Below are 20,194 nucleotides of genomic sequence, written 5' to 3'. Positions count from 1 at the left end.
TCTTAGACTTGGCTTACAAGGCGTTTCATTTCTGCTGCAGTTGCCTTTTTATCCTGTTCGCCAGTGATACCGCCACCCACGATAACAAGATCAGGATTTGCAGTAATAACCTCTGGCAGAGTACTTAGCTTGATCCCACCAGCTATAGCTGTTTTCGCATTCTTCACGACGCTCTTAATAGCGTTTAAATCATCAAATGAATTCTTACCAGCGGCTTGATGGTCATAACCAGAATGCACACAAATGTAATCAACACCAAGTGCATCAATTTCTGCTGCTCTTGTCTTTATGTCTTTTACATTGATTAGATCCACTAAGATCTCTTTATTATGTTTCTTCGCTTCCTCAACCGCACCTTTAATAGTCGAATCATCGGATACACCTAGCACTGTAACAATATCTGCACCAGCTTCTACTGCCTTCATGACTTCATAGCCACCAGCATCCATAATTTTAAGATCAGCTAATACAGTTAGTGATGGAAAAGCTTCTTTGATCGCTTTTACCGCATGTAATCCTTCGTTAATAACAATCGGTGTTCCAATCTCAACGATATCTATATATTCAGCTACTTCCGATACAACCTCTATTGCTCCGTCAATATCTACCAGATCTAATGCTAATTGTAATTTCATAGTTGTTATATCTCCTCATCCATATATTATAGGTGTTGTAATCATTGTAGGACCTAACATTCTTTTGAGGAAGTAGGCACTTTAAAGTGAGGAAGTTACCTGAAGGATACTAATGCGTAGTTATAGGATTTATCACAATCTTAATATGATGACTTTCGCTATTAACCCCATGAGCAGCTTCTTTTAGTGATGTTTTAGCATGCCACATAAGTAACCTTATTAACATTTTTTCGCTATTCCATAAAATACACAAGCTATAAAAAAATAGGGATGCTCCCCTAGCCATTTTTATGACTCTTGGAACATCCCCATTTATTTTATTATGAATAAACCTTAACCTTCAGCTTGTTCTTTTAAAGATTTCAGCTTCTTCATCACATGATTCTCACCACGACCGAAATAATCATGAAGAAGACTATATTCTTGATATAACACGTCATACACTGCTGCATTCTCAGGAATAGGCTTAAAGCTCTCCTCACGAATACGTGCCATATACTTCGCTGCATCCACAATGTTATCGTATCCGCCAGCTTCTTTACCCGCTGCTACCGCAGCAAACATCGCAGCACCCAGAGCTGGTGTCTGTGTTGAAGCCGCTACCTTGATCTCACGTCCAGTTACGTCAGCATAGATTTGCATGAGAAGTCTATTCTTCTGTGGTAATCCACCACAGGCATATAATACCTCTACAGGCACACCGTTGTTATGGAATGCATCAACAATTTTACGTGTTCCAAAGGCCGTAGCTTCAAGCAACGCACGATATACTTCTTCTGGTTTAGTAAGCAAAGTATATCCTACAATTAATCCTGTTAGATCTGTATCAACCAACACGGAACGATTTCCGTTCCACCAATCAAGGGCGAGCAAGCCCGTCTGACCTGGTACATATGCTGAAGCTTTCTTTTCTAGCCATTCATGGACAGAAATACGTTCTTCTTTCGCTTGTTCTTTAACGTAAGCCGGTACGGACTCATCAACAAACCATGCAAAAATATCTCCAACAGCAGACTGCCCCGCTTCATAACCAAAATATCCAGGAATGATGCCATCTTCAACAGCACCACACATTCCTTCTACTTCACGTTCTTCATCACCAAGGAGAAGATGACAAATAGAGGTTCCCATGGACATCACTAGTTTACCTGGTGTTACTACACCTACTGCTGGAACAGCAGCATGTGCATCCACGTTTCCTACAGCGACTGCTGTGCCCGCAATCAACCCCATCTGCTCAGCCATGTCAGGAGTTAAGCCCCCAGCTTTGGTTCCAAGAGGATATACTTCTCCCCGAAGCTTCGTATCTGCTATTTGCTCTAATCTAGGATCAAGTGCTTTGAAGAATTCTTTGCTTGGATATCCCTCACGCTTATGATGAATCGATTTGTAACCCGCAGTACATTGATTACGCATCAGGTTTCCACACATTTGCATAATGACCCAGTCTGTCGCTTCCACAAATTGATCTGCTGCCTCATAAATTTCGGGGGCCTCATTCAGAATTTGCCATGTCTTCGCGATCATCCATTCGGAAGAAATTTTGCCACCATAACGAGGGAGAAAGTTCTCGCCTCTTGCAGCTGCAATATCATTTAATCGATTAGCTTCATCCTGTGCCGCATGATGCTTCCACAATTTCACCCAACTATGTGGATTAGCTTTATAATCATCTCTTAGACATAATGGTGTTCCTTGTTCATCAATTGGTAGCATCGTACAAGCGGTGAAATCAATTCCGATACCAATGACGTCTTCTGGTGAAATCCCCGATTCTTTCATAACAGCAGGCACTGAATTTGTCAGTACTTCGATATAATCTGCGGGATGTTCGAGCGCCCAATCCATCCCCAACTTCAAACCGTTCCCAGGAAGGATTTCATCGATTACACCATGACGATAAGGGGTTACATGTGTTGCAATCTCGTCACCATTCGTTAGATTCACAAGAACGGCACGTCCTGATTCTGTCCCATAATCCACACCTACAGCATACTTAGGATTCATTCTTATTTCTCCTCCTTCTTGATCTGTCCATAATAAGCATTGGCTCCATGCTTGCGGTAGAAGTGCTTATCTAGTAACACTTGGTCCATCGATTGTAATTGTGAATTCAGAACGAAAGAACGATAGGCTATTTTAGCTACTTCTTCCGTAACAACCGCGTTATGAACGGCATCATTAGCGTTCTTACCCCAACAGAAAGGTGCATGCAAGTTCACTAATACGGCAGGTACATCCATTGGATTGATATCTTTAAAAGTCTCTATAATGACATGACCTGTCTCCAGCTCATATTCTCCAGCAATTTCTTCCTCCGTCATCTTTCTAGTGCATGGAATTGTTCCAAAGAAATAATCACCATGAGTTGTTCCTAGTGCAGGTATGCCACGTCCGGCTTGCGCCCAACTAGTAGCCCATGAAGAATGGGTATGTACAACACCTCCGATTCCTTCAAAACTTCGATACAAAGCCAGATGTGTGGGTGTATCCGAGGATGGACGCAAATCCCCTTCGATGATATCTCCTTGCAAATTAACGACAACCAATTGCTCTGCCTTCAATTTTTCATAAGGTACACCACTTGGTTTTATTACAACGAGGCCCTGCTCACGGTCGATTCCACTGACATTTCCCCATGTAAATGTGACTAAACCATGCTTGGGTAGTGCTAAATTCGCCTCTAATACTTCTTGCTTCAGTTGTTCTAACATGTATTGAAACATCTCCCTCCAATGAATGAATAAAAAGAAAATAGGAATGTAAGCGCATTACATAATGACCCTAATTATTTCATATATAGTTCAATAAGAACGATTATACATCTTGCTACGTCTTTTATTATACACTTGTACGTACAAGTATTCCAACCTTTTTTAAAACAGAAGAAGTACCGTCAACACCCTTGTGTTTTTATTCCAAAAATAAACAAATGAAATAAGAGCCTTATCTCTAAATGAGAAAAGACTCTTATAGAATAGATCGGTATAGCCAGCCAACACACATTATTTAGGTATAGCAGAAGATTCTCGAACAATTAACTCTGGTTTGTAGATCATTTGACTATCTTCAGGTAACTCTGGCTTTCCTTCAACCATCGCGATCATCCATTCAGCAGCTCTAATGCCCATTTCTTGCTTCGGATGACTAACCGTCGTGAGCTTTACTTCCGTGGCTGTCGCTAAGAATGAATCGTCAAAACCTACAATCGACAGATCCTGAGGCACAGACAATCCTATAGAGCGAACGATATTGAGCAAATTCACAGCTAATTGATCGTTATAGGTGACCCATCCGGTGGCTCTATCCTCAACTGATTGACTCAATAGTTTCTTCGCTTGCTGAATCGGTGTATCATTCTTTTCCTCTGTCGTATATGTAAAAACAGAAGAAGGGGATAACGATACATTGTATTTATGGTGTGCGCTTATAAAGCCCCTCATGCGACGTATTCCCTGCATATCATCCGTTTTGAAGAAACCTGCTATTCTTCGATGTCCTAGCGAAATCAGGTGTTCCGCGGCAAGAAATCCGCCCAGCTCATCATCTACTCTCAAACAAGGTGAATTCATTTCTTCATATGCAGCATTTAGCATGACATAGGGTATTTGTCTATTCTCCAGCGTTAAGAAATAACTTAGATTAGGATTACGTTCCCCACTTTTGGTAGGCTCTATGATAATTCCACTCAGAGATTGATCAAGCATCATCTCAAGACACTCTCTTTCCTTCATGCGATCGTTATCCGTACTCGATAAGACAAGGCGGTACCCTCTGCTACGAAGTTCACTCTCAATGCCTTGTACAATTAAAGGAAATATGTAATCCGATATATAGGTCGTAATGACTCCAATCGTCTGAATATTGTTGCTAATAACCTTTACACCGGGTTCATCCGTTACGAACGTCCCTTTTCCTTGAATACGAAACAGCCATCCTTCCTGCACTAACTCACCAATGGCTTGTCTCACGGTTTGACGGCTAACCTTGTACTGTTCAGAAATCTCATTCTCTGAAGGGAGCTGACTTCCTGGTAGCAGTTTAGATGAATGAATCCAGGATAGAATTTCATGCTTCACTTGCCTATATTTCGCGGTCATGTATTCCTCCGTTAAATCATTGGTTTCTAATTATATTGCCTAAATCATACAACATTATAACACAATTAACATTTGTACGTACAACCCGATTTGTTAGGTACTCCATTCTATTAGTGACCACTACAATAATATCCATATTCGACTTCGTTAGTCTATTGATCGAATTGTCTTCTTCTAACACACAAATTGAACCGCTCTTTGCAGTCTTATTCAGCAATTGTGATTTCGGTTACCGGAGAGGACTTCGTCGCGGCTGGATTTTCTTCATTTAACGGGAAAATCTCCCGTTAAATGGTTGGTAGAGCGCCTTGTATCCGTGTTAACCATAAATCCGATGATAAGCCCCCTTTAGATGGAGAAATTCCATCTAGATTATCTCCCAAGGCGGAAACTAGACATATTAACAGGAAAATTTACCGTTAGTCGTCTTCCTCTTCAGCATCCATTAATATAACATCATCTTTATCTTATATTGCACCACTTTTACTTTTTGGCAGCACCATATTCAATATTCACCTTAAATTGCATTCAAATGAAACTTATATTTATTCAGTATTGCCAAAAAGACCGCTACTGCTCTTTAGCATCAGCGGTTTAACTATTCATCTACTCTATTCATCTTCTCCATTCATCTACTCTATTCATTCATCTACTCCATTTGTCTAAACTACTCATCTACTCTTACCCAAATCTGCCTGAAATGTATTCTTGTGTTGTCGTATTGGACGGGTTCGTGAAGATGGTGTTTGTATCATCGTACTCCATCAGAGTTCCTAAATAGAAATAGGCGGTGTAGTCAGATATTCTTGCGGCCTGTTGCATGTTATGAGTAACAATCACAATACTTAATTCCTTCTTTAGTTCTACAATTAATTCTTCTACCTTTGCAGTGGATACGGGATCAAGCGCAGACGCCGGCTCATCCAACAAGAGAATACGCGGACTAACAGAGAGCGCCCGTGCAATACAAAGCCTTTGTTGCTGCCCACCAGATAGAGACAAAGCAGATTGTTTTAGACGATCCTTTACTTCATCCCACAAAGCTGCTTTCCTTAGACTACTCTCAACGATTTCATCTAACTTTTTCTTGTCCTTCAACCCATGATATTTCGGTCCAAAGGCAATATTCTCATATATAGATTTATAAAAAGGATTAGGACGCTGCCATACCATTCCTATCTTTTGTCTTAATTCGATGACATCCGTTCCTGGTGCATTAATATCTTGTCCATCAATCCAGATTTCACCTGTAATTCTAGAGCCAGCAATATCATCATTCATACGATTTAACGAACGAAGAAAAGTGGACTTCCCGCAACCAGAAGGACCGATCAAAGCCGTTACGCTTTGTTCTGGGAAGTTCATGTCTATACTTTTTACTGCTTCATATTTTCCATAAAAAACGCTTAGTTTCTCGGTTCGAAAGGTTGTTTGCATAATCATTACCCCTATTCCGTTACTTTGATGCTGTGAAAGTGCGATACAATACTCTTCCTAGCCATCTCGCAGATAAATTAAATACTAATACGAGGATAACCAACACAGCTGAAGCCCCCGCAGCAATCGCCATGGCATCTGGAGCAAGACCTTCACTATTAATTTTCCATATATGAACAGCCAATGTTTCCGCTGGACGGAATGGATTAATGGGTGACGTAGGACTAAGTGGATTCCAATCCGTGAAGTCCAATCTCGGTGTGGACATTCCCGCTGTGAACAACAGTGCTGCAGCTTCTCCGAATACTCTACCTGCGGCAAGGACGGTACCTGTCACAAGATTTGGTATAGCAACCGGTAGGAGAATGGATGTAATGATTTTCCACTTTGATAGCCCTAGAGCAAGTCCTGCTTCTTTCTGTTCCTTAGGAACTCCACGGAAAGCTTGCTCGGTTATACGAACCATTAGCGGAAGATTAAATATCGTTAATACAAGCGCACCTGAGAATAATGAGAATCCAAATCCAAATGTATTTACGATAAGTAATAAACCGAACAACCCTACCACAATGGAAGGGAATGAAGAAAGAACTTCAACTACCAGGCGAATGCCCCCAGTAATCTTACCCGGCTTAGCATACTCCGACATATAAATTCCCGCTCCAAGTCCTAACGGAATCGTAATAACGAGTGTTAGAACAAGTAAGAAGAGTGAGTTAAATAATTGCGGTCCAATCCCTCCACCTGCTCGAATCGTCTGTGGAACAGAGGTTAGAAATGACCAACTAATATGACTAAGGCCACGGAATAGAATAAATCCTAACAATCCCAATAATACCGCAACAATAAGCGAGGAAAATACGACAATAACGCCAGTGGCTATTTTATCAGCTGTTCTTGGTTTCATCCCCGATGTCTCCTTTCCAAGAGCCTAACAACAATGATGAATATGAATGTCATAACCATGAGTGCTAGGGCCATACTCCATAGAGCATTGTTTTGTACTGAGCCTGCGACCGTATTACCCATATTCAAGGTAATGACACTCGTAAGTGTGGATGCTGATTCGAACAAAGAACGAGGGATATGTGGAGCATTCCCAATCACCATCTGAACAGCTAATGCCTCACCAAATGCACGTGCCATCCCAAGAACTATACCAGTCAATATAGAAGGCATAACCGTTGGAATAATCACACTTGAAATCGTCTGCCATCTTGTAGCTCCTAACGCATAGGATGACTCCTTCAATCCCTTAGGAAGTGAACTCAGCGCATCACTTGCAATACTAGTGATCGTGGGTAGAATCATAACCGAGAGTACTATCGCACCTGCCGCGACACCTATTCCTTGCCCAGGAAACCAATTACGAAATAGTGGAACGATAACGGTTAATCCTACGAAACCATAGACTACTGAAGGGATCCCCGCCAATAGTTCAATTACAGGTTGTAGAAGTTTTTTACCCCATGTTGGAACAATTTCCGTCATAAATAGCGATGCGCAGATACTTAAAGGACTCGCAATTAGAGCAGCTAACAATGAAGTCGCAAAGGAACCCGCTATAAAGGGAAGTGCACCAAATACCGGATTTTCTCCATTGGGATCCCACTTCGTACCAAACAAGAAATCCCCTATATTAACACCATCTTTAATAAAAGTTGTAAGCCCTTTGGAGGCAACGAAATATATCATTGAAACGATGATAATCACTAAGAGAGATACACAAAAGGTAGTATAAATTCGTCCAATCCAATCTTCTAAATGGTGCTTTTTGATAAGGACAGGTGATCGATTGTTTAATTTCATAATTGTCCTACTTTCTTAAAGTGAAAATAGAGGCAGATGAATCCGCCTCTTTGAGCATATTTAGCAATAGAGTTCTAAACCAGCTTGTGTCATTATTTCTTTGTAACATTTCCATCTACATCACGACTAACTTGCATTTTGGAGGTTGGAATATACCCTAGTTCAGCGACATCTCCATTTTGAACTTCATCTGAAACCATGTAATCCAAGAACGCTTTAGCAACTTCGTTTGGCTCACCTTTGGTGTACATATGCTCATAAGCCCATACTGGATAACTACCTGAGATTACGTTATCAATCGTTGCATCAACACCATCATATTTCACGGACTTAATGGAATCGTCTAAGTAAGAGAATGCAAGATACCCAATAGCACCTGGTGTTTCACTAACGATTTTTCTAACCGTTCCTGACGATTCTTCTAGAATGGCTCCTGCCATATCTTCAACCTTCGTACCCAATGCATATTTCTCAAAAGTACTACGAGTTCCAGAGCTACTTGGACGGTTTACGATAACAATCTTCTCGTCGGTTCCACCCACTTCATTCCAGTTTGTTACTTTACCAGAGAAAATATCTACCATTTGTTGTTTGGTTAACGTATCTACACCAGTATCTTTATTAGATACGACAGAAATAGCAACCACTGCGACTTGATGATCTACAAGTTCTTTCGCTTTGTCAGCATCTCCGTCTTTAAGCTTTTCTTCTGCAAAAACATCCGAGTTACCAATATCAGCCTGTCCTCCAGCAACCTGTGTCAGTCCAGTTCCACTCCCGCCGCCTTGAACTTGCACTTGAATACCTGAATATTTAGCATCAGCCATAAATTTCTGTCCCACTTGCTCCACCAAAGGCTGTAAAGCCGTTGATCCAACTGCAAGAATAGAACCACTTAACTTTTTCTCTGTATCTGTCGAATTACTTGCCCCTTGATTATTACCGTTATTACCACAAGCCGCTAATGTAAGAACGATGGCAAGAGCCCCCATCATAAGTGCTGGTTTCTTTAATTTCATAATTTAATTTTCTCCTCCTCATATCTCTCAACTAAATGTTTCCCCGTAAGCCTCTTTTTCTAACTTACAAAACCTATTTTAATTCTCAAACATTTTTGCAAAATCGTTAGTTTGTAAAATCAAAAATAAATTTCGCAATATAAACTTTATATGCCTATAGATTTTATTTATAATGAATGAAACACGATTATGTATACGAGGTGGGATTCTAATGAATATTATTAAATTGATGATTCTGGTTTATATCGAGAAATATAAAAAGGTCACAGATGTCGCAAAAGAAATGAATATGAAGCAACCCTCCGTATCCTTCCATATGAAGAGTCTTGAAGAGGAGATGGGCATCGTACTATTTGAATCGAAACGTGGACGGATGATTCTTACTGAAGCAGGGAAGGCACTCTATCCTTATGCTTTGAAGATAACTGGACTTGCTGCAGAAGCAAAAAAAGTCGTTCGCGATTACGCCTTGCTGGATAAAGGGACATTACATATTGGAGCTGACTGCATCACTGGTACTTATCTTTTACCAGAGTTCATGAGTATATTCTCAAATAAATATCCTGGAACTCTCCTTCAATTATCAATCAAACCAACTGATACCATTCATCAAATGCTGGTGAATCAGGATATAGATATTGCCTTCTGTCAATCTAACCCGAGCCGACTCGGTATATATAATGGATTCCAACACGACACTCTTGAGGAAGATGAACTGGTTATCATCTTTAGCCCCACGCATCCTTTTGCGAAACTTCAAGCGCTCACCCCTCAACTTATTGCTAAACAATTCTTCATCCAACATGCAGAGGGAACTTATATAAAAGAATTATCATTAGAATGGTCCAGTCTAAATGACATTCATCTGTGGGAACGAATTCAAATGGATTCACCTGAATCAGTAAAAATAGCGGTGCAACACAGTGATCATATTACCTTTTTTCCACGGAACGGGGTTCAACAAGAGCTTGCACATGGACATCTCCTATGTTTGCCAATACCTGCACAAACAGAATCAATTCTATCCTCATATATGATTTATCCACCTGATTCATCGCACTCTTCTTTACGTAATCAGTTTGTGGCGTTTATTAAAAGTCAAAAGCACGATCTGCACAACCAATAAAAATACAATTATTGTAAATTAGTTCGATTTACAATAATTAAATATATAAAATATGTGATATTATATGTTAATATTAACATATCTGAAATTGTATTATAGTTTCCGTAGCATACGGTTCAAGCAATGTATAGAATGTGAATAAGCAAAATCTGAGAGGTGATAACAAATGCCAAGTTTAATACTGGAGGGAGGGACTTTTCGTCCTATTTTCAGTGCAGGTGTGATGGATGCCCTGTTAGATCAAGACGTAATGTTTCCTTATTGTATCGGTGTATCTGCGGGAATCAGCAACGGGTTGTCTTATATTTCCAAGCAAAAGCGGAGAAATTTAGAGGTGTTGGAAAAGTATCGGAATGATCAACGTTATATCGGGGTAAGAAATTTTTTACGCCATCGTAGCCTCTTTGGATTGGATTTTGTATTTGATGAAATTCCAAACACATTAATACCATTTAATAAACAAACCTTTAATAGTTATAGTGGTAAACTTGTAGTCGGCGTTACTAACGCTCAATCAGGAACACCAGAATATATGAATGGATTGGATAATGATGAACACTGGACGATGCTCCGAGCCACCTGTGCTCTCCCCCTCTTCTTTCCTGCTATTGAAATAAACGGAAGCAAATATTATGACGGAGGTTTAAGCGACCCCATCCCGATTCGTAAAGCGATTGCAGACGGTAATGACAAGCATCTCATCGTTCTTACCCAACCTAAAGGGTATGTTAAAAGTTTCAGTAAAAAAAATGCGATGATTGGTAAGGTACTGAAGCGTAAATTTCCTCATCTCGAAGAAGTCTTGCTAACAAGACATGAAAAATATAATGAAACGGTTGCGTTTTGTGAGCAGTTAGAGAAAGATGGGCAAGCTGTAATTCTCCGTCCGAATCATTCCCTAAACAGCTTAGAGAAAGATGTTAACAAACTCAGAGATACCAATCAACATGGCTACGACGAAGCAATGAACCATATCAATGACATTCAAAAATTATTCTCTTAAGTCACATATGGTTGACATTTAAATCTGTCACAACCTCCTCTGGCATTTTTTTGGAAGCACTAGGCACTTCTCGCGGTTTATTATCAATCATATCCGATGAACTAATCATGATACTTACCTGACCTCCGTGCGCGTAAGCTCGAATAAGGACCGGTTGACTATATTTATTTTTAAAAGTGAAATCAGGTCCATACCAGCTTACCGTAGCATCGCGGCCGGGTGGTACATAGGTGACAATCTTGCTATGAGAATAGCGCTGGATAATTTGTAGTCCCGCACGATCTGCAGCATTAAATAGGGTTGATGAAATCTGACAAATTCCTCCTCCAACATCTTCAGATGCCTCACCTCTTACAATAATAGGTGCACGTAAATATCCCTTCTCTTTCGTTCGTTTACCCACAACTTCATTAAATGAGAACGTTTCTTCGGGAAAAATCACCGTATTATTGATAGCTTTGGCAGCCAATCCAATATTATGAGAACGGTTTTTATTATTCGGATTGTAATATGTAAAATAGTTTCCAATCTTTTTCTCCATAATGGATTGTAATAACTCACTATCTACTTTGGCATATACACTGCGCAAGGGCACTTCCAATCTCGATAAGTTCCCCTCATATATATAACTGTAGAACTGAGCCTTAAACCGTTCTCTGTTAAGTGTTGTACCTGCTTGCTCAGCTAATATTCTGCCCTCTCCATTAATAACAGCATTCTTGGGTGGCAAGGATACTCGCTTGTCTAGATCATTCATTAGGGCATTCAACTTCATATCATCAACAATTGGTACTCCGGGAACAGGTATCGTATAGGTAGAATGATCCACTTCTACAATAGGTTCACCCTGTTTTTCAATTACCAATGGCTCTAGAGGAGCCCATTGTTGAACCATTAATAATATAGCCATAATTAAATGCAACCCCAAGGTCACCACTCCCCCTTTTAAGTCAGTCATGATCGGCTATAGTATGAATCAAATGGGATGTGCTGATACATTATGAATTGGGAAAAATTCAAATAGCTCTATTTAATTCCAAAAAAAATGGAATAATTGAAAAAGTTCACTAGTCTGATTGTGCATACAACTAGTGAACATGATATAATTATGGTTGCATTTGATTTAGTGAGTACATGTAAGTTACTCAGTAAAACACTTATAACAGAGTTATAGAGGGGGTTAGGGAATGTTCGCGAAGCGACTGAAACAGTTGCGTAAACAAAGAAAGTTGACCATGCAAGAAGTGGCCGATTATGTTGGAGTTGCAAAAAGTACATATGCAGGATATGAATCTGGATACCGTCAGCCCACGTTAGAATCTATTCATACCATTTCTCGAAAGTTACATACTTCTGCAGATTACCTTCTAGGGCTCACAGATTATTCCGAACCTCCAGCGGAACTGAATCATAATGCGAAAGAATATTTAAATTATGAACAGCTACACTGGGATGGCGTACCTTTGGAAAAAGACGATTTGGACCTCATTCGAATACTCCTCGAACGGATTATTCGCGACCGGAACTTACCAAAGGATAACTAACTCACCCTCACATTAATTGCTGAGCGACCACTCCTCAATGACATTGATAGGAACTTCATCTTTCTCTGCAGCACGAATTAAATCTTGATATGCAGCTTCACATGTAGATTCCGCAGTTGTTATTTCTATATTCAAGTTTTCTTCTTTCCATGCTTGAACATCCGCGATATTACCCTTATTCAGTTTCTGGAAGCTCGTATTTGCTTTATTTAATGCATTATTCATATCATTTCTACAACTTGTCTCCAATTGGATCATTTCTTGTTCATATTTCTGAACGATGGTCACACCATCCGTCGTTTCTTTGCTACTGGATGATTCCGATTCCACTTGACTAGTGTAATCAGACGTCGGTTGAGATGAAAGCTGTGGTTGTGTTGTAGTTAGTTGTTGGGATGAAGATGTTGATTGCGATGGATCCGGTGCTCTAACAGTTAATGCATCATCATCCATTATTGAAGGATTATTTTCCGAATCTATTTCTATATCTATATCCATATCTAATGGAGCCTCTGTTACTGAGGATTCCTTCCAATATAGTCCTCCCCACACAAAAAGCAGCAAAATAGTAATACTTGATAAAATAACTATAAGAGGTTTCGGTTTCCGAAATTGATGACTTCTTCTTTTGCGTATACGTTCAGTACTCATCGTTACCATAACACCACTTTCTTATCAAATTTACAATCTTTATGCGATACGAATATTTCGTGCCTAGTTATAAATTCAATTCTTTCTTGGATTCATCAAATGTTTTCCCTCTACGGACACCATATTTCTTGGCCAATGCCGATAATACGTTATAATCTTCAGGTGATAGTGGTTAGAAAAGAAAGAAAAGAGGCCAGCCCTCCTTCAAAGAAGGAGAGCTGGCTGATATTAAAATTTCATTAAACTTTTGATCATAAGATCTGTCATTTGAGTAACTTGCTTTTTCACATTTGAAATAGCCTAGTCGGTAATTCTCCCATTGATACAGTGAGCATCGATAGCACGATGGCGAATACACTTTCTTCACCCCCTAATATCGATATGAAAAGTCGTTTAGAATTGCAAAACTGGCATTTCTTGTTTAACACCTTGATTTAAACTTGGACGACCCACCGAATAATAAATGAAGTCTGTACCCAGCAAGTTCTCTTCTTTGAACACGTTTCGTCCATCAATAAGAATTGGCTGTTTCAACACCTTTTGAAGTTCCAAGAGATCTACTGTTGCGAACTCATCCCACTCCGTTAATAGACACAATGCGTCTGCATCTATAGCCGTTTCTAGCGCTCCATTACACCATTCGACACCATCCTTCCCATATAATGCTTGAAAACTTTCCATTGCGATAGGATCATAAGCCTTCACATTCACGCCATTCTCAACTAAATGCTGAATAATCTCCAATGCAGGTGAATCGCGTACATCGTCGGTATTTGGTTTGAATGCCAACCCCCATACAGCAACCGTTTTCCCTTGCAATTGTCCTTCAAATATAGTCTCTAGCTTACGGATAACATTGAATCGTTGATCTTGATTCACTTCCACAACGGAGCGTAGCAGTTTAAATTCATAATCAACATGACCCGCAATCTGGATTAATGCACTTGTGTCTTTAGGAAAACAGGAACCTCCATAACCGATACCAGCCCTCAGGAATGATGGACCGATTCGTTTGTCGTATCCCATCCCTTTTGCCACTTTGGTTACATCTGCACCTACCTTTTCGCAAATGTTAGCAATCTCGTTAATGAATGATATTTTCGTCGCTAGAAAAGCGTTAGACGCATATTTAATCATCTCCGCGCTCCGAATATCTGTCACAACGATATGCTCTGTTAGTGGCACATGAAGTTCTGTCATCGTGTCAGCAGCACTCTGACACTCCGCACCAATGACAATTCGGTCAGGATGTAACGTATCCTCGATAGCCGAACCCTCTCTTAGAAACTCTGGTAATGAAATGCTGTCAAAAGTCTTATCCGATTTGGACTGAATTAATTTAGCAAGTCGTTCATTCGTTCCAACTGGCACCGTACTTTTCACAGCAATAATTTTGTGCCCATTCATCGCCTCTGCAATTTCAACCGCAACTTGATCAATAAATGCTAGATTCGCTTCTCCGTTAGGCAATGGCGGAGTCCCGACAGCTATGATGATAATGTCCGATTGTCTCACAGCACTAGATAGATCGCCTGTGAATGATAGTTTCCCCGCAGCACGATTGGATGCAGCTAATTCTTGTAACCCCGGCTCATAAATAGGGATGCCACCCGCATTCAACATATCTATCTTCTGTGGATCCTTATCTACACATATAACTTGATTGCCTAGTTCCGCATAACAAACGCCCGATACAAGACCTACATATCCGGTTCCAATAACTGTAATATTCATTATTAACACTCCCTCGTTGTTTTCATTTCATTTATACCGTGCACAATTGCATGATCTCGTTCCAGTCAAAAGCAAGTCTAACGATATCCTCTTCAATAAGCTCGGTGCCTGTCTGCACCTCAATGAGTTCCATTTCCGTAGTTGCTCGCAGGCTATGTTTCGTGTCTTTTTTAATCACTAAGACGTCCCCAGCCTTGACTAGAATGTGCTTATCATTCAGTACCATTTCTCCTTCACCAGCAACGACCGTCCATACTTCATTTCGTAGTAAATGGTATTGATAGCTTAGATTCTGACCTGCCGTAACACAGATTCGCTTGGTTAATACTTCTTGTCCATCAGGATATTTTAAATAATCGAGAACGCGGTACCGTCCCCAACGTCGCTCTTCATACATAGGTCGCTGATCTGAATGCTTCATGACTTCTTTAATCATCGGACTTGATGCCTTATCCGATACCAGAATCCCATCCGGACTTGCCGCAACAACAACGTTAGATAAGTTAAGTAACGTAATGGGAATATCCAGTTCATTGATAACGTGTGTATTCGTCGATTCACCACTAATAATCCCTTTACCAATGAGTGAGGATTCGATCTGCTCCGTTAATGTATTCCATGTACCTAAGTCCTTCCAATCCCCTTCATAAGGAAGCGCAACGATGTGAGTAGCTTTCTCCACAACTTCGTAGTCAAAGCTATTTTTGTTAATCCGTCCATACTGCTTCGACATCTCGTCGTACTGGATCGGATAACCTTTTTCAATAAGAATATTAATTAGAAAATTAAGCTTAAAAGCAAAAACACCGCAGTTCCAAAGTGCAGCCTGTTCAATCATGGCTACCGCTTCTTCCTCACGGGGTTTCTCTCTGAAACTCTGAACGGTTACGAAAGGCTCATCTACCTGTGTACCGATTTCTGGAACGATATATCCGTATTTCTCGGAAGGATACGTTGGCTTCACACCCATGAGCGCCAAGTCCGCACCGGATTCATTCAGAACATGTTCAAGCTCCTTCGTCTTATGAAAGAATGACTCTTCCACGTACGGATCAACAGGCATGACAACGACGGTCTCATCTAGGCTTACACCTTGTACCGAATATAAATATGTAGCTGCTAACGCGATAGCTGGGAAAGTGTCTCTTCTCTCTGGCTCGACAATCACCTCAATCTTACTACCGAGCTGGCTATGAATCATTTCAACTTGTGATTTACTCGTTGCGATATAAGCATGATCATGGAGTCCAGCTTTAGAAATTTGTCCCCATACTCGCTGTACCATTGACTCCCGTTTACCATCAGCACTCCCCAACACCTTCAAAAACTGTTTGGAACGTGATTCATTCGATAACGGCCACAGGCGTTTACCTGATCCCCCGGATAGAAGAACAATTTTCATAATGACTCCTCCTAAAATTTTTATGAAGCGTTAGCCTCCTGATAGTCTTCGCAATAAAAATTCACTTCGAAAGCATATACTTAGTTTTGTTTAGCACTTCATTGCTTATCTCCGCAACAAAAACTTACGTCGTAAGCATATGCTAAAATTTTTATGAAGCGTTAGCCTCCTGATAGTCTTCGCAATAAAAATTCACTTCGAAAGCATATACTTAGTTTTGTTTAGCATTTCTTCATTGCTTAACTTCGTAACAAGAACTTACGTCGTAAGCATATGCTTAAATTTTTATGAAGCGTTAGCTTCCTGATGATCTTCGCAATAAAAATTCACTTCGGAAGCATATGCTTGCCATCGGATTTCTACCGCTATAAGCGGTATATAATCAAGAAATCTGATGGTAACAGCGATCGTAAGGACAATCCGCCACCGTAGCGGACATCTCCGCACTATATCCCTACTTCGACAACATCACCTTAGCTTTTTTCAACAAAGCCTCTTCATATAATCTAGTAAGCTTAGGGCTCTTCACAACGAGTTGTGAGGATTGAATGCCGCTAGTCCATGTATTATAGTAATTGGAGTTTTTGCCGTATGAATTATCTAGTAAGGTATTAGGCTTATCCATTAAGCAAGCTAGAATATGCCCATGTAACCTTGAAGTCTGTACATTGCGATAACCACTGAAGCGTCTAACGGCTTTGTTTACCAGGTAATCGCTATATTTATTCCAGATGGGATACAGCGGTATGCCGCTACCTTTTCTCATGACTTTAGCAGTCACGTTGATCAACTTTTTCTCCACTCGATTATATAAGGACGCCCAGTCTAAGAAATCACCTTCTCCATCGGACTCGAACTGAATTTGTTCCTTGGTTTTCTCAATATCAGTACGGAAGAAACAGAGTAGGTCTTTATCCGGTTTACCTTTCGGCATAATAGGCCATAGTTGATGCGCCATGTCAGGCGATAAGTAGATGTGACATTTGTGGAATTTATGTCTAGCCATATCGTATGTTAATGTATCTCTTACAAAGAGATGAGCATCTGGATGATTATTAAAAAGTAGTGCCGTACGATCATATTCAGATTCTTCCTTGAAGAATATCGTCTGTGGAAGTAACACGATCCGATTGTGAACATACTCCGTAACGATTCTCTCACGCAATCTTTGATGTACCGGGTACAAATCCCCAAAGTTGCCTCCACCCTGAAGGACAATGATCTGATCTTTCGGTATGTTTAACTGATCTGGGAAATCAAGGACACTGTAGCGTGCTTGAACGTGAATATTATGATCTCTGAAGAACGCTTCAGTACCTTTCATAATCAGTAAGTCACCACCGTTGTTGTACACAGGGTAATCAATATAATAAATACTTGATCCTGAAGGGATTACTTTCAGAATTTTACGTAGCTCCTCTTTCAATACGTCCATCGGGTGAACATCTGGTTTCACTTGCATAGCAACGTACTCCTTTACTTTTTGGTTTTTTCTTTCAAACGCTCTATTAGAAAACGAAAATCATCCTTATCGAAGAACATTCCCCTAAACTTCACTTGAAACACAATCCGCATCGATGCCATCGTCACCGCTAATCGGATGATAGCTCCAATTAATAGAGAAAATGCGATTCCGTTCAGCCCATACAATGGTGTAAATATGAAGAACAATCCAATCGTTACTACAAGTGCAATAAGTTGGCGAACCAATACAAGACCCGGTCTTCCCATCGCATTAAAAGAGGATGCTAGAATCCATGATCCACCACCCAGAATACATTCAATAGATAAGAGATAGAAGGCTACGCTAGCCTCTAGAAAAGGTGCACCAAACAGTACCCCCATTAGATACCTTCCAATGAACATGCATGGAATAACGACAATCGTCATTAAAAGCATAGATAGTCGGAACGCCCGACCAACCGTTGTCATAATCGTCTTCTCATCCATCCCCGTTACTTTCGGAAAGATAACGCTCGTAATGGCTGTCTGCACAACATTAAATACACGGGATAATGCATATACCACCGTGTATAATCCCAGATCTCTTGCGGTTAGCATCGATAGAATGACGATCTTATCGAATTGAGAATACAGCGTTCCCAGTAGCTCTACTCCGAACACTTTACTCCCATAACCAAACAACGCCTTCGCAGCTTGTGTATTTCCTAGTCCTTTGAACCATTGAATCCGAAGCTCTTCTCTTACACTGTACAAGGCCCATAATATGACAACAACGCTGGTCACGAGAAACACCCGTGCAGCTGAATGAAGACTTAAATTACCCATTGACCAGAGAACCAACAGCCCGATCAGATTAATCAATGGAAAATATAATCGAACACCGTTATATACATTAAATTTACCTGTGCTCTGTGCAAGTGCAGATATTAGATTAACTGCAAGCAATATCGGGAGCATCAGTACTGTATACCACCTAGCTGTCTGAATGACGGCTTCGGGGTAATTCCCGAGCCATGCAGGCAACCAGATCCAAGCGACTATTCCGACAATGATACTAACGGGAATCTGAAACAGAAATCCTGCTCTTACGAAATCAGCACCTCTACCCTTGTTCTGCTTAAGGTTATAGATCAGCGAGGTTGGAAGACCAAATCCTACAAGTCCTGCTAGCAATGTTGGCCAGAATAGAATTGCTGAGAACTCCCCTTTCCCCACGACACCAAACATGCGAGCCGTCACAATCGAGGTTAACGTGCTGATGACCATAACTAAGAGATTAGTTGCACTAGTGCGAAGAATCGTTTGAAAGAGTCCGCCACCCTTCATTTCTTTACGAATGGTAAGCTCTGCCATAACCTATCCTCAACCCCTACTGTTATATCGCAAGATACCAACAAGTGATCCGTTGCGGTAACATATTTTAACGACTTGTCTGATAAAGGTCTTGAAATGAAAAATGGAGAATATCGAGGATAGAATAGCCTGAGCCATGCGAATGATATTCTTTAATATGGCTATAGAACCTTTATCTTTCCTTTTCACCGCATCGCTCACGCCTTGCCAGAAAATCCGTTTCAAGAACCATTTCTTCGTCGTTCGTTCCTTCGCAATCTTGTGCTTCACCGGTGCAAACGGTGTATAGAATACCTTGTACTTTTCACGTACTCTAGCAATGAGTTCACTTTCCTCGCTTGACAACAGGTTCTTACCAACCCGTCCCAAGTCCTCACGGAATGGCTTCATCTCTTGAAATACACTCATTCGAAAAGCAACATTCGCGCCATACGGGATCGATGGAGATGGCATTTCTTTCACTTCACTCGAATAATCGAGGATAGTAAATACCGATCGATGTTCCTCCGGAATCCAGTCAGGCTCCGCGACTTCCCAGATTGGATCAATTTTGCCACCAACACATCCAATCATTGGATCCCTTTCAAATACTTCTACAATATTCTGAACCCACTCCACGGAGGCAAGCGCATCATCATCCAAGAAGAGAATGTACTGACCTCTCGCCTCTTGAATTGCACGATTACGTGCAACCGACAGACCCAGTTTATTTTCCAATATATAACGTATTCTTGGACCATGCTGATCTCTTAGCTGATTCACGACCTCAGCCGTATGATCTGTCGATCGATTATCGATCACGATAATTTCAATTTCCTCTTTTGCATAACTTTGAGTTAAGATGCTCTCAATGGCTTCTCCTGTATCCTGTGCTCTGTTATGCGTACATATAGCTACCGTTACTATAATACTCATCG

Annotated in this window: 18 protein-coding genes; 3 read left to right on the top strand and 15 right to left on the bottom strand. The window is 40.6% G+C overall.

All coding sequences use genetic code 11. From position 1 onward, the window contains the following. Positions 1–2: 2 nt before the first annotated feature. The 8 genes from hxlA to AC1D7X_RS12000 all read right to left on the bottom strand — a co-directional run bounded on the left by hxlA (position 3) and on the right by AC1D7X_RS12000 (position 9,000). Positions 3–635: a 3-hexulose-6-phosphate synthase gene (gene hxlA / locus AC1D7X_RS12035; protein WP_495455480.1), complete on the bottom strand. Its 633-nt coding sequence runs from the start codon at positions 633–635 to the stop codon at positions 3–5. Positions 636–968: 333 nt separating this feature from the next. Then, on the bottom strand, positions 969–2,642 hold the full coding sequence (locus tag AC1D7X_RS12030) for a ribulokinase (protein ID WP_495455479.1): 1,674 nt from the start codon (positions 2,640–2,642) through the stop codon (positions 969–971). 2 nt (positions 2,643–2,644) lie between these two features. Continuing rightward, positions 2,645–3,349, bottom strand: a complete 705-nt coding sequence (gene araD, locus AC1D7X_RS12025; RefSeq protein ID WP_495455478.1) for an L-ribulose-5-phosphate 4-epimerase — start codon at positions 3,347–3,349, stop codon at positions 2,645–2,647. 291 nt (positions 3,350–3,640) lie between these two features. Further along, positions 3,641–4,735, bottom strand: a complete 1,095-nt coding sequence (locus tag AC1D7X_RS12020; RefSeq protein WP_495455477.1) for a GntR family transcriptional regulator — start codon at positions 4,733–4,735, stop codon at positions 3,641–3,643. Between the two features lie 681 nt (positions 4,736–5,416). Next, positions 5,417–6,172, bottom strand: a complete 756-nt coding sequence (gene pstB / locus AC1D7X_RS12015) for a phosphate ABC transporter ATP-binding protein PstB (protein WP_495455476.1) — start codon at positions 6,170–6,172, stop codon at positions 5,417–5,419. A 19-nt stretch (positions 6,173–6,191) separates the two neighbouring features. Then, positions 6,192–7,079, bottom strand: a complete 888-nt coding sequence (pstA, locus tag AC1D7X_RS12010) for a phosphate ABC transporter permease PstA (RefSeq protein ID WP_495455475.1) — start codon at positions 7,077–7,079, stop codon at positions 6,192–6,194. Next, positions 7,076–7,981 carry a phosphate ABC transporter permease subunit PstC gene (pstC, locus tag AC1D7X_RS12005; RefSeq protein ID WP_495455474.1) on the bottom strand — a complete coding sequence of 302 codons (906 nt, stop codon included), beginning with the start codon at positions 7,979–7,981 and terminating at the stop codon, positions 7,076–7,078. The genes pstA and pstC overlap by 4 nt, the downstream gene beginning before the upstream one ends. A 92-nt stretch (positions 7,982–8,073) precedes the next feature. Then, positions 8,074–9,000 carry a phosphate ABC transporter substrate-binding protein PstS family protein gene (locus AC1D7X_RS12000; protein ID WP_495475295.1) on the bottom strand — a complete coding sequence of 309 codons (927 nt, stop codon included), beginning with the start codon at positions 8,998–9,000 and terminating at the stop codon, positions 8,074–8,076. A 211-nt stretch (positions 9,001–9,211) separates the two neighbouring features. Between AC1D7X_RS12000 and AC1D7X_RS11995 the strand changes: the two genes are divergently transcribed. Next, on the top strand, positions 9,212–10,126 hold the full coding sequence (locus AC1D7X_RS11995) for a LysR family transcriptional regulator (protein ID WP_495455472.1): 915 nt from the start codon (positions 9,212–9,214) through the stop codon (positions 10,124–10,126). A gap of 166 nt (positions 10,127–10,292) precedes the next feature. Then, complete coding sequence (locus tag AC1D7X_RS11990) at positions 10,293–11,129, top strand: patatin-like phospholipase family protein (RefSeq protein WP_495455471.1); 837 nt, start codon at positions 10,293–10,295, stop codon at positions 11,127–11,129. Between the two features lies 1 nt (position 11,130). On the opposite strand, the gene AC1D7X_RS11985 is transcribed toward AC1D7X_RS11990, so the two are convergent. After that, complete coding sequence (locus AC1D7X_RS11985; RefSeq protein WP_495455470.1) at positions 11,131–12,039, bottom strand: VanW family protein; 909 nt, start codon at positions 12,037–12,039, stop codon at positions 11,131–11,133. 277 nt (positions 12,040–12,316) lie between these two features. Here AC1D7X_RS11985 and AC1D7X_RS11980 point away from each other — a divergent pair, with 277 nt between their 5' ends. Continuing rightward, positions 12,317–12,673 carry a helix-turn-helix domain-containing protein gene (locus AC1D7X_RS11980; RefSeq protein ID WP_495455469.1) on the top strand — a complete coding sequence of 119 codons (357 nt, stop codon included), beginning with the start codon at positions 12,317–12,319 and terminating at the stop codon, positions 12,671–12,673. A 12-nt stretch (positions 12,674–12,685) separates the two neighbouring features. Here the strand turns inward: AC1D7X_RS11980 and AC1D7X_RS11975 are convergent, their stop codons facing one another. The 6 genes from AC1D7X_RS11975 to AC1D7X_RS11950 form a co-directional block, all read right to left on the bottom strand. Then, positions 12,686–13,324, bottom strand: coding sequence for a hypothetical protein (locus tag AC1D7X_RS11975; RefSeq protein WP_495475294.1), 639 nt, complete (start codon positions 13,322–13,324; stop codon positions 12,686–12,688). A gap of 393 nt (positions 13,325–13,717) precedes the next feature. Then, complete coding sequence (locus AC1D7X_RS11970; protein WP_495475293.1) at positions 13,718–15,058, bottom strand: UDP-glucose dehydrogenase family protein; 1,341 nt, start codon at positions 15,056–15,058, stop codon at positions 13,718–13,720. Positions 15,059–15,089: 31 nt separating this feature from the next. Next, positions 15,090–16,460, bottom strand: coding sequence for a sugar phosphate nucleotidyltransferase (locus tag AC1D7X_RS11965; RefSeq protein ID WP_495455466.1), 1,371 nt, complete (start codon positions 16,458–16,460; stop codon positions 15,090–15,092). Positions 16,461–16,914: 454 nt separating this feature from the next. Next, the gene (locus AC1D7X_RS11960; RefSeq protein WP_495455465.1) at positions 16,915–17,922 is read right to left on the bottom strand and encodes a polysaccharide pyruvyl transferase family protein; all 1,008 of its coding nucleotides are present in this window, start codon (positions 17,920–17,922) and stop codon (positions 16,915–16,917) included. 14 nt (positions 17,923–17,936) lie between these two features. Further along, entirely contained in the window at positions 17,937–19,277 is a 1,341-nt protein-coding gene (locus AC1D7X_RS11955; RefSeq protein ID WP_495455464.1) for a lipopolysaccharide biosynthesis protein, read from the bottom strand. 9 nt (positions 19,278–19,286) lie between these two features. After that, positions 19,287–20,192 (bottom strand): glycosyltransferase, encoded by a 906-nt coding sequence (locus AC1D7X_RS11950; RefSeq protein WP_495455463.1) that lies wholly within the window; start codon positions 20,190–20,192, stop codon positions 19,287–19,289. Between the last annotated feature and the right edge of the window lie 2 nt (positions 20,193–20,194).

Source organism: Paenibacillus sp. Y568 (genome assembly GCF_059445545.1).
This window is presented reverse-complemented; position numbering and strand designations above follow the sequence as displayed.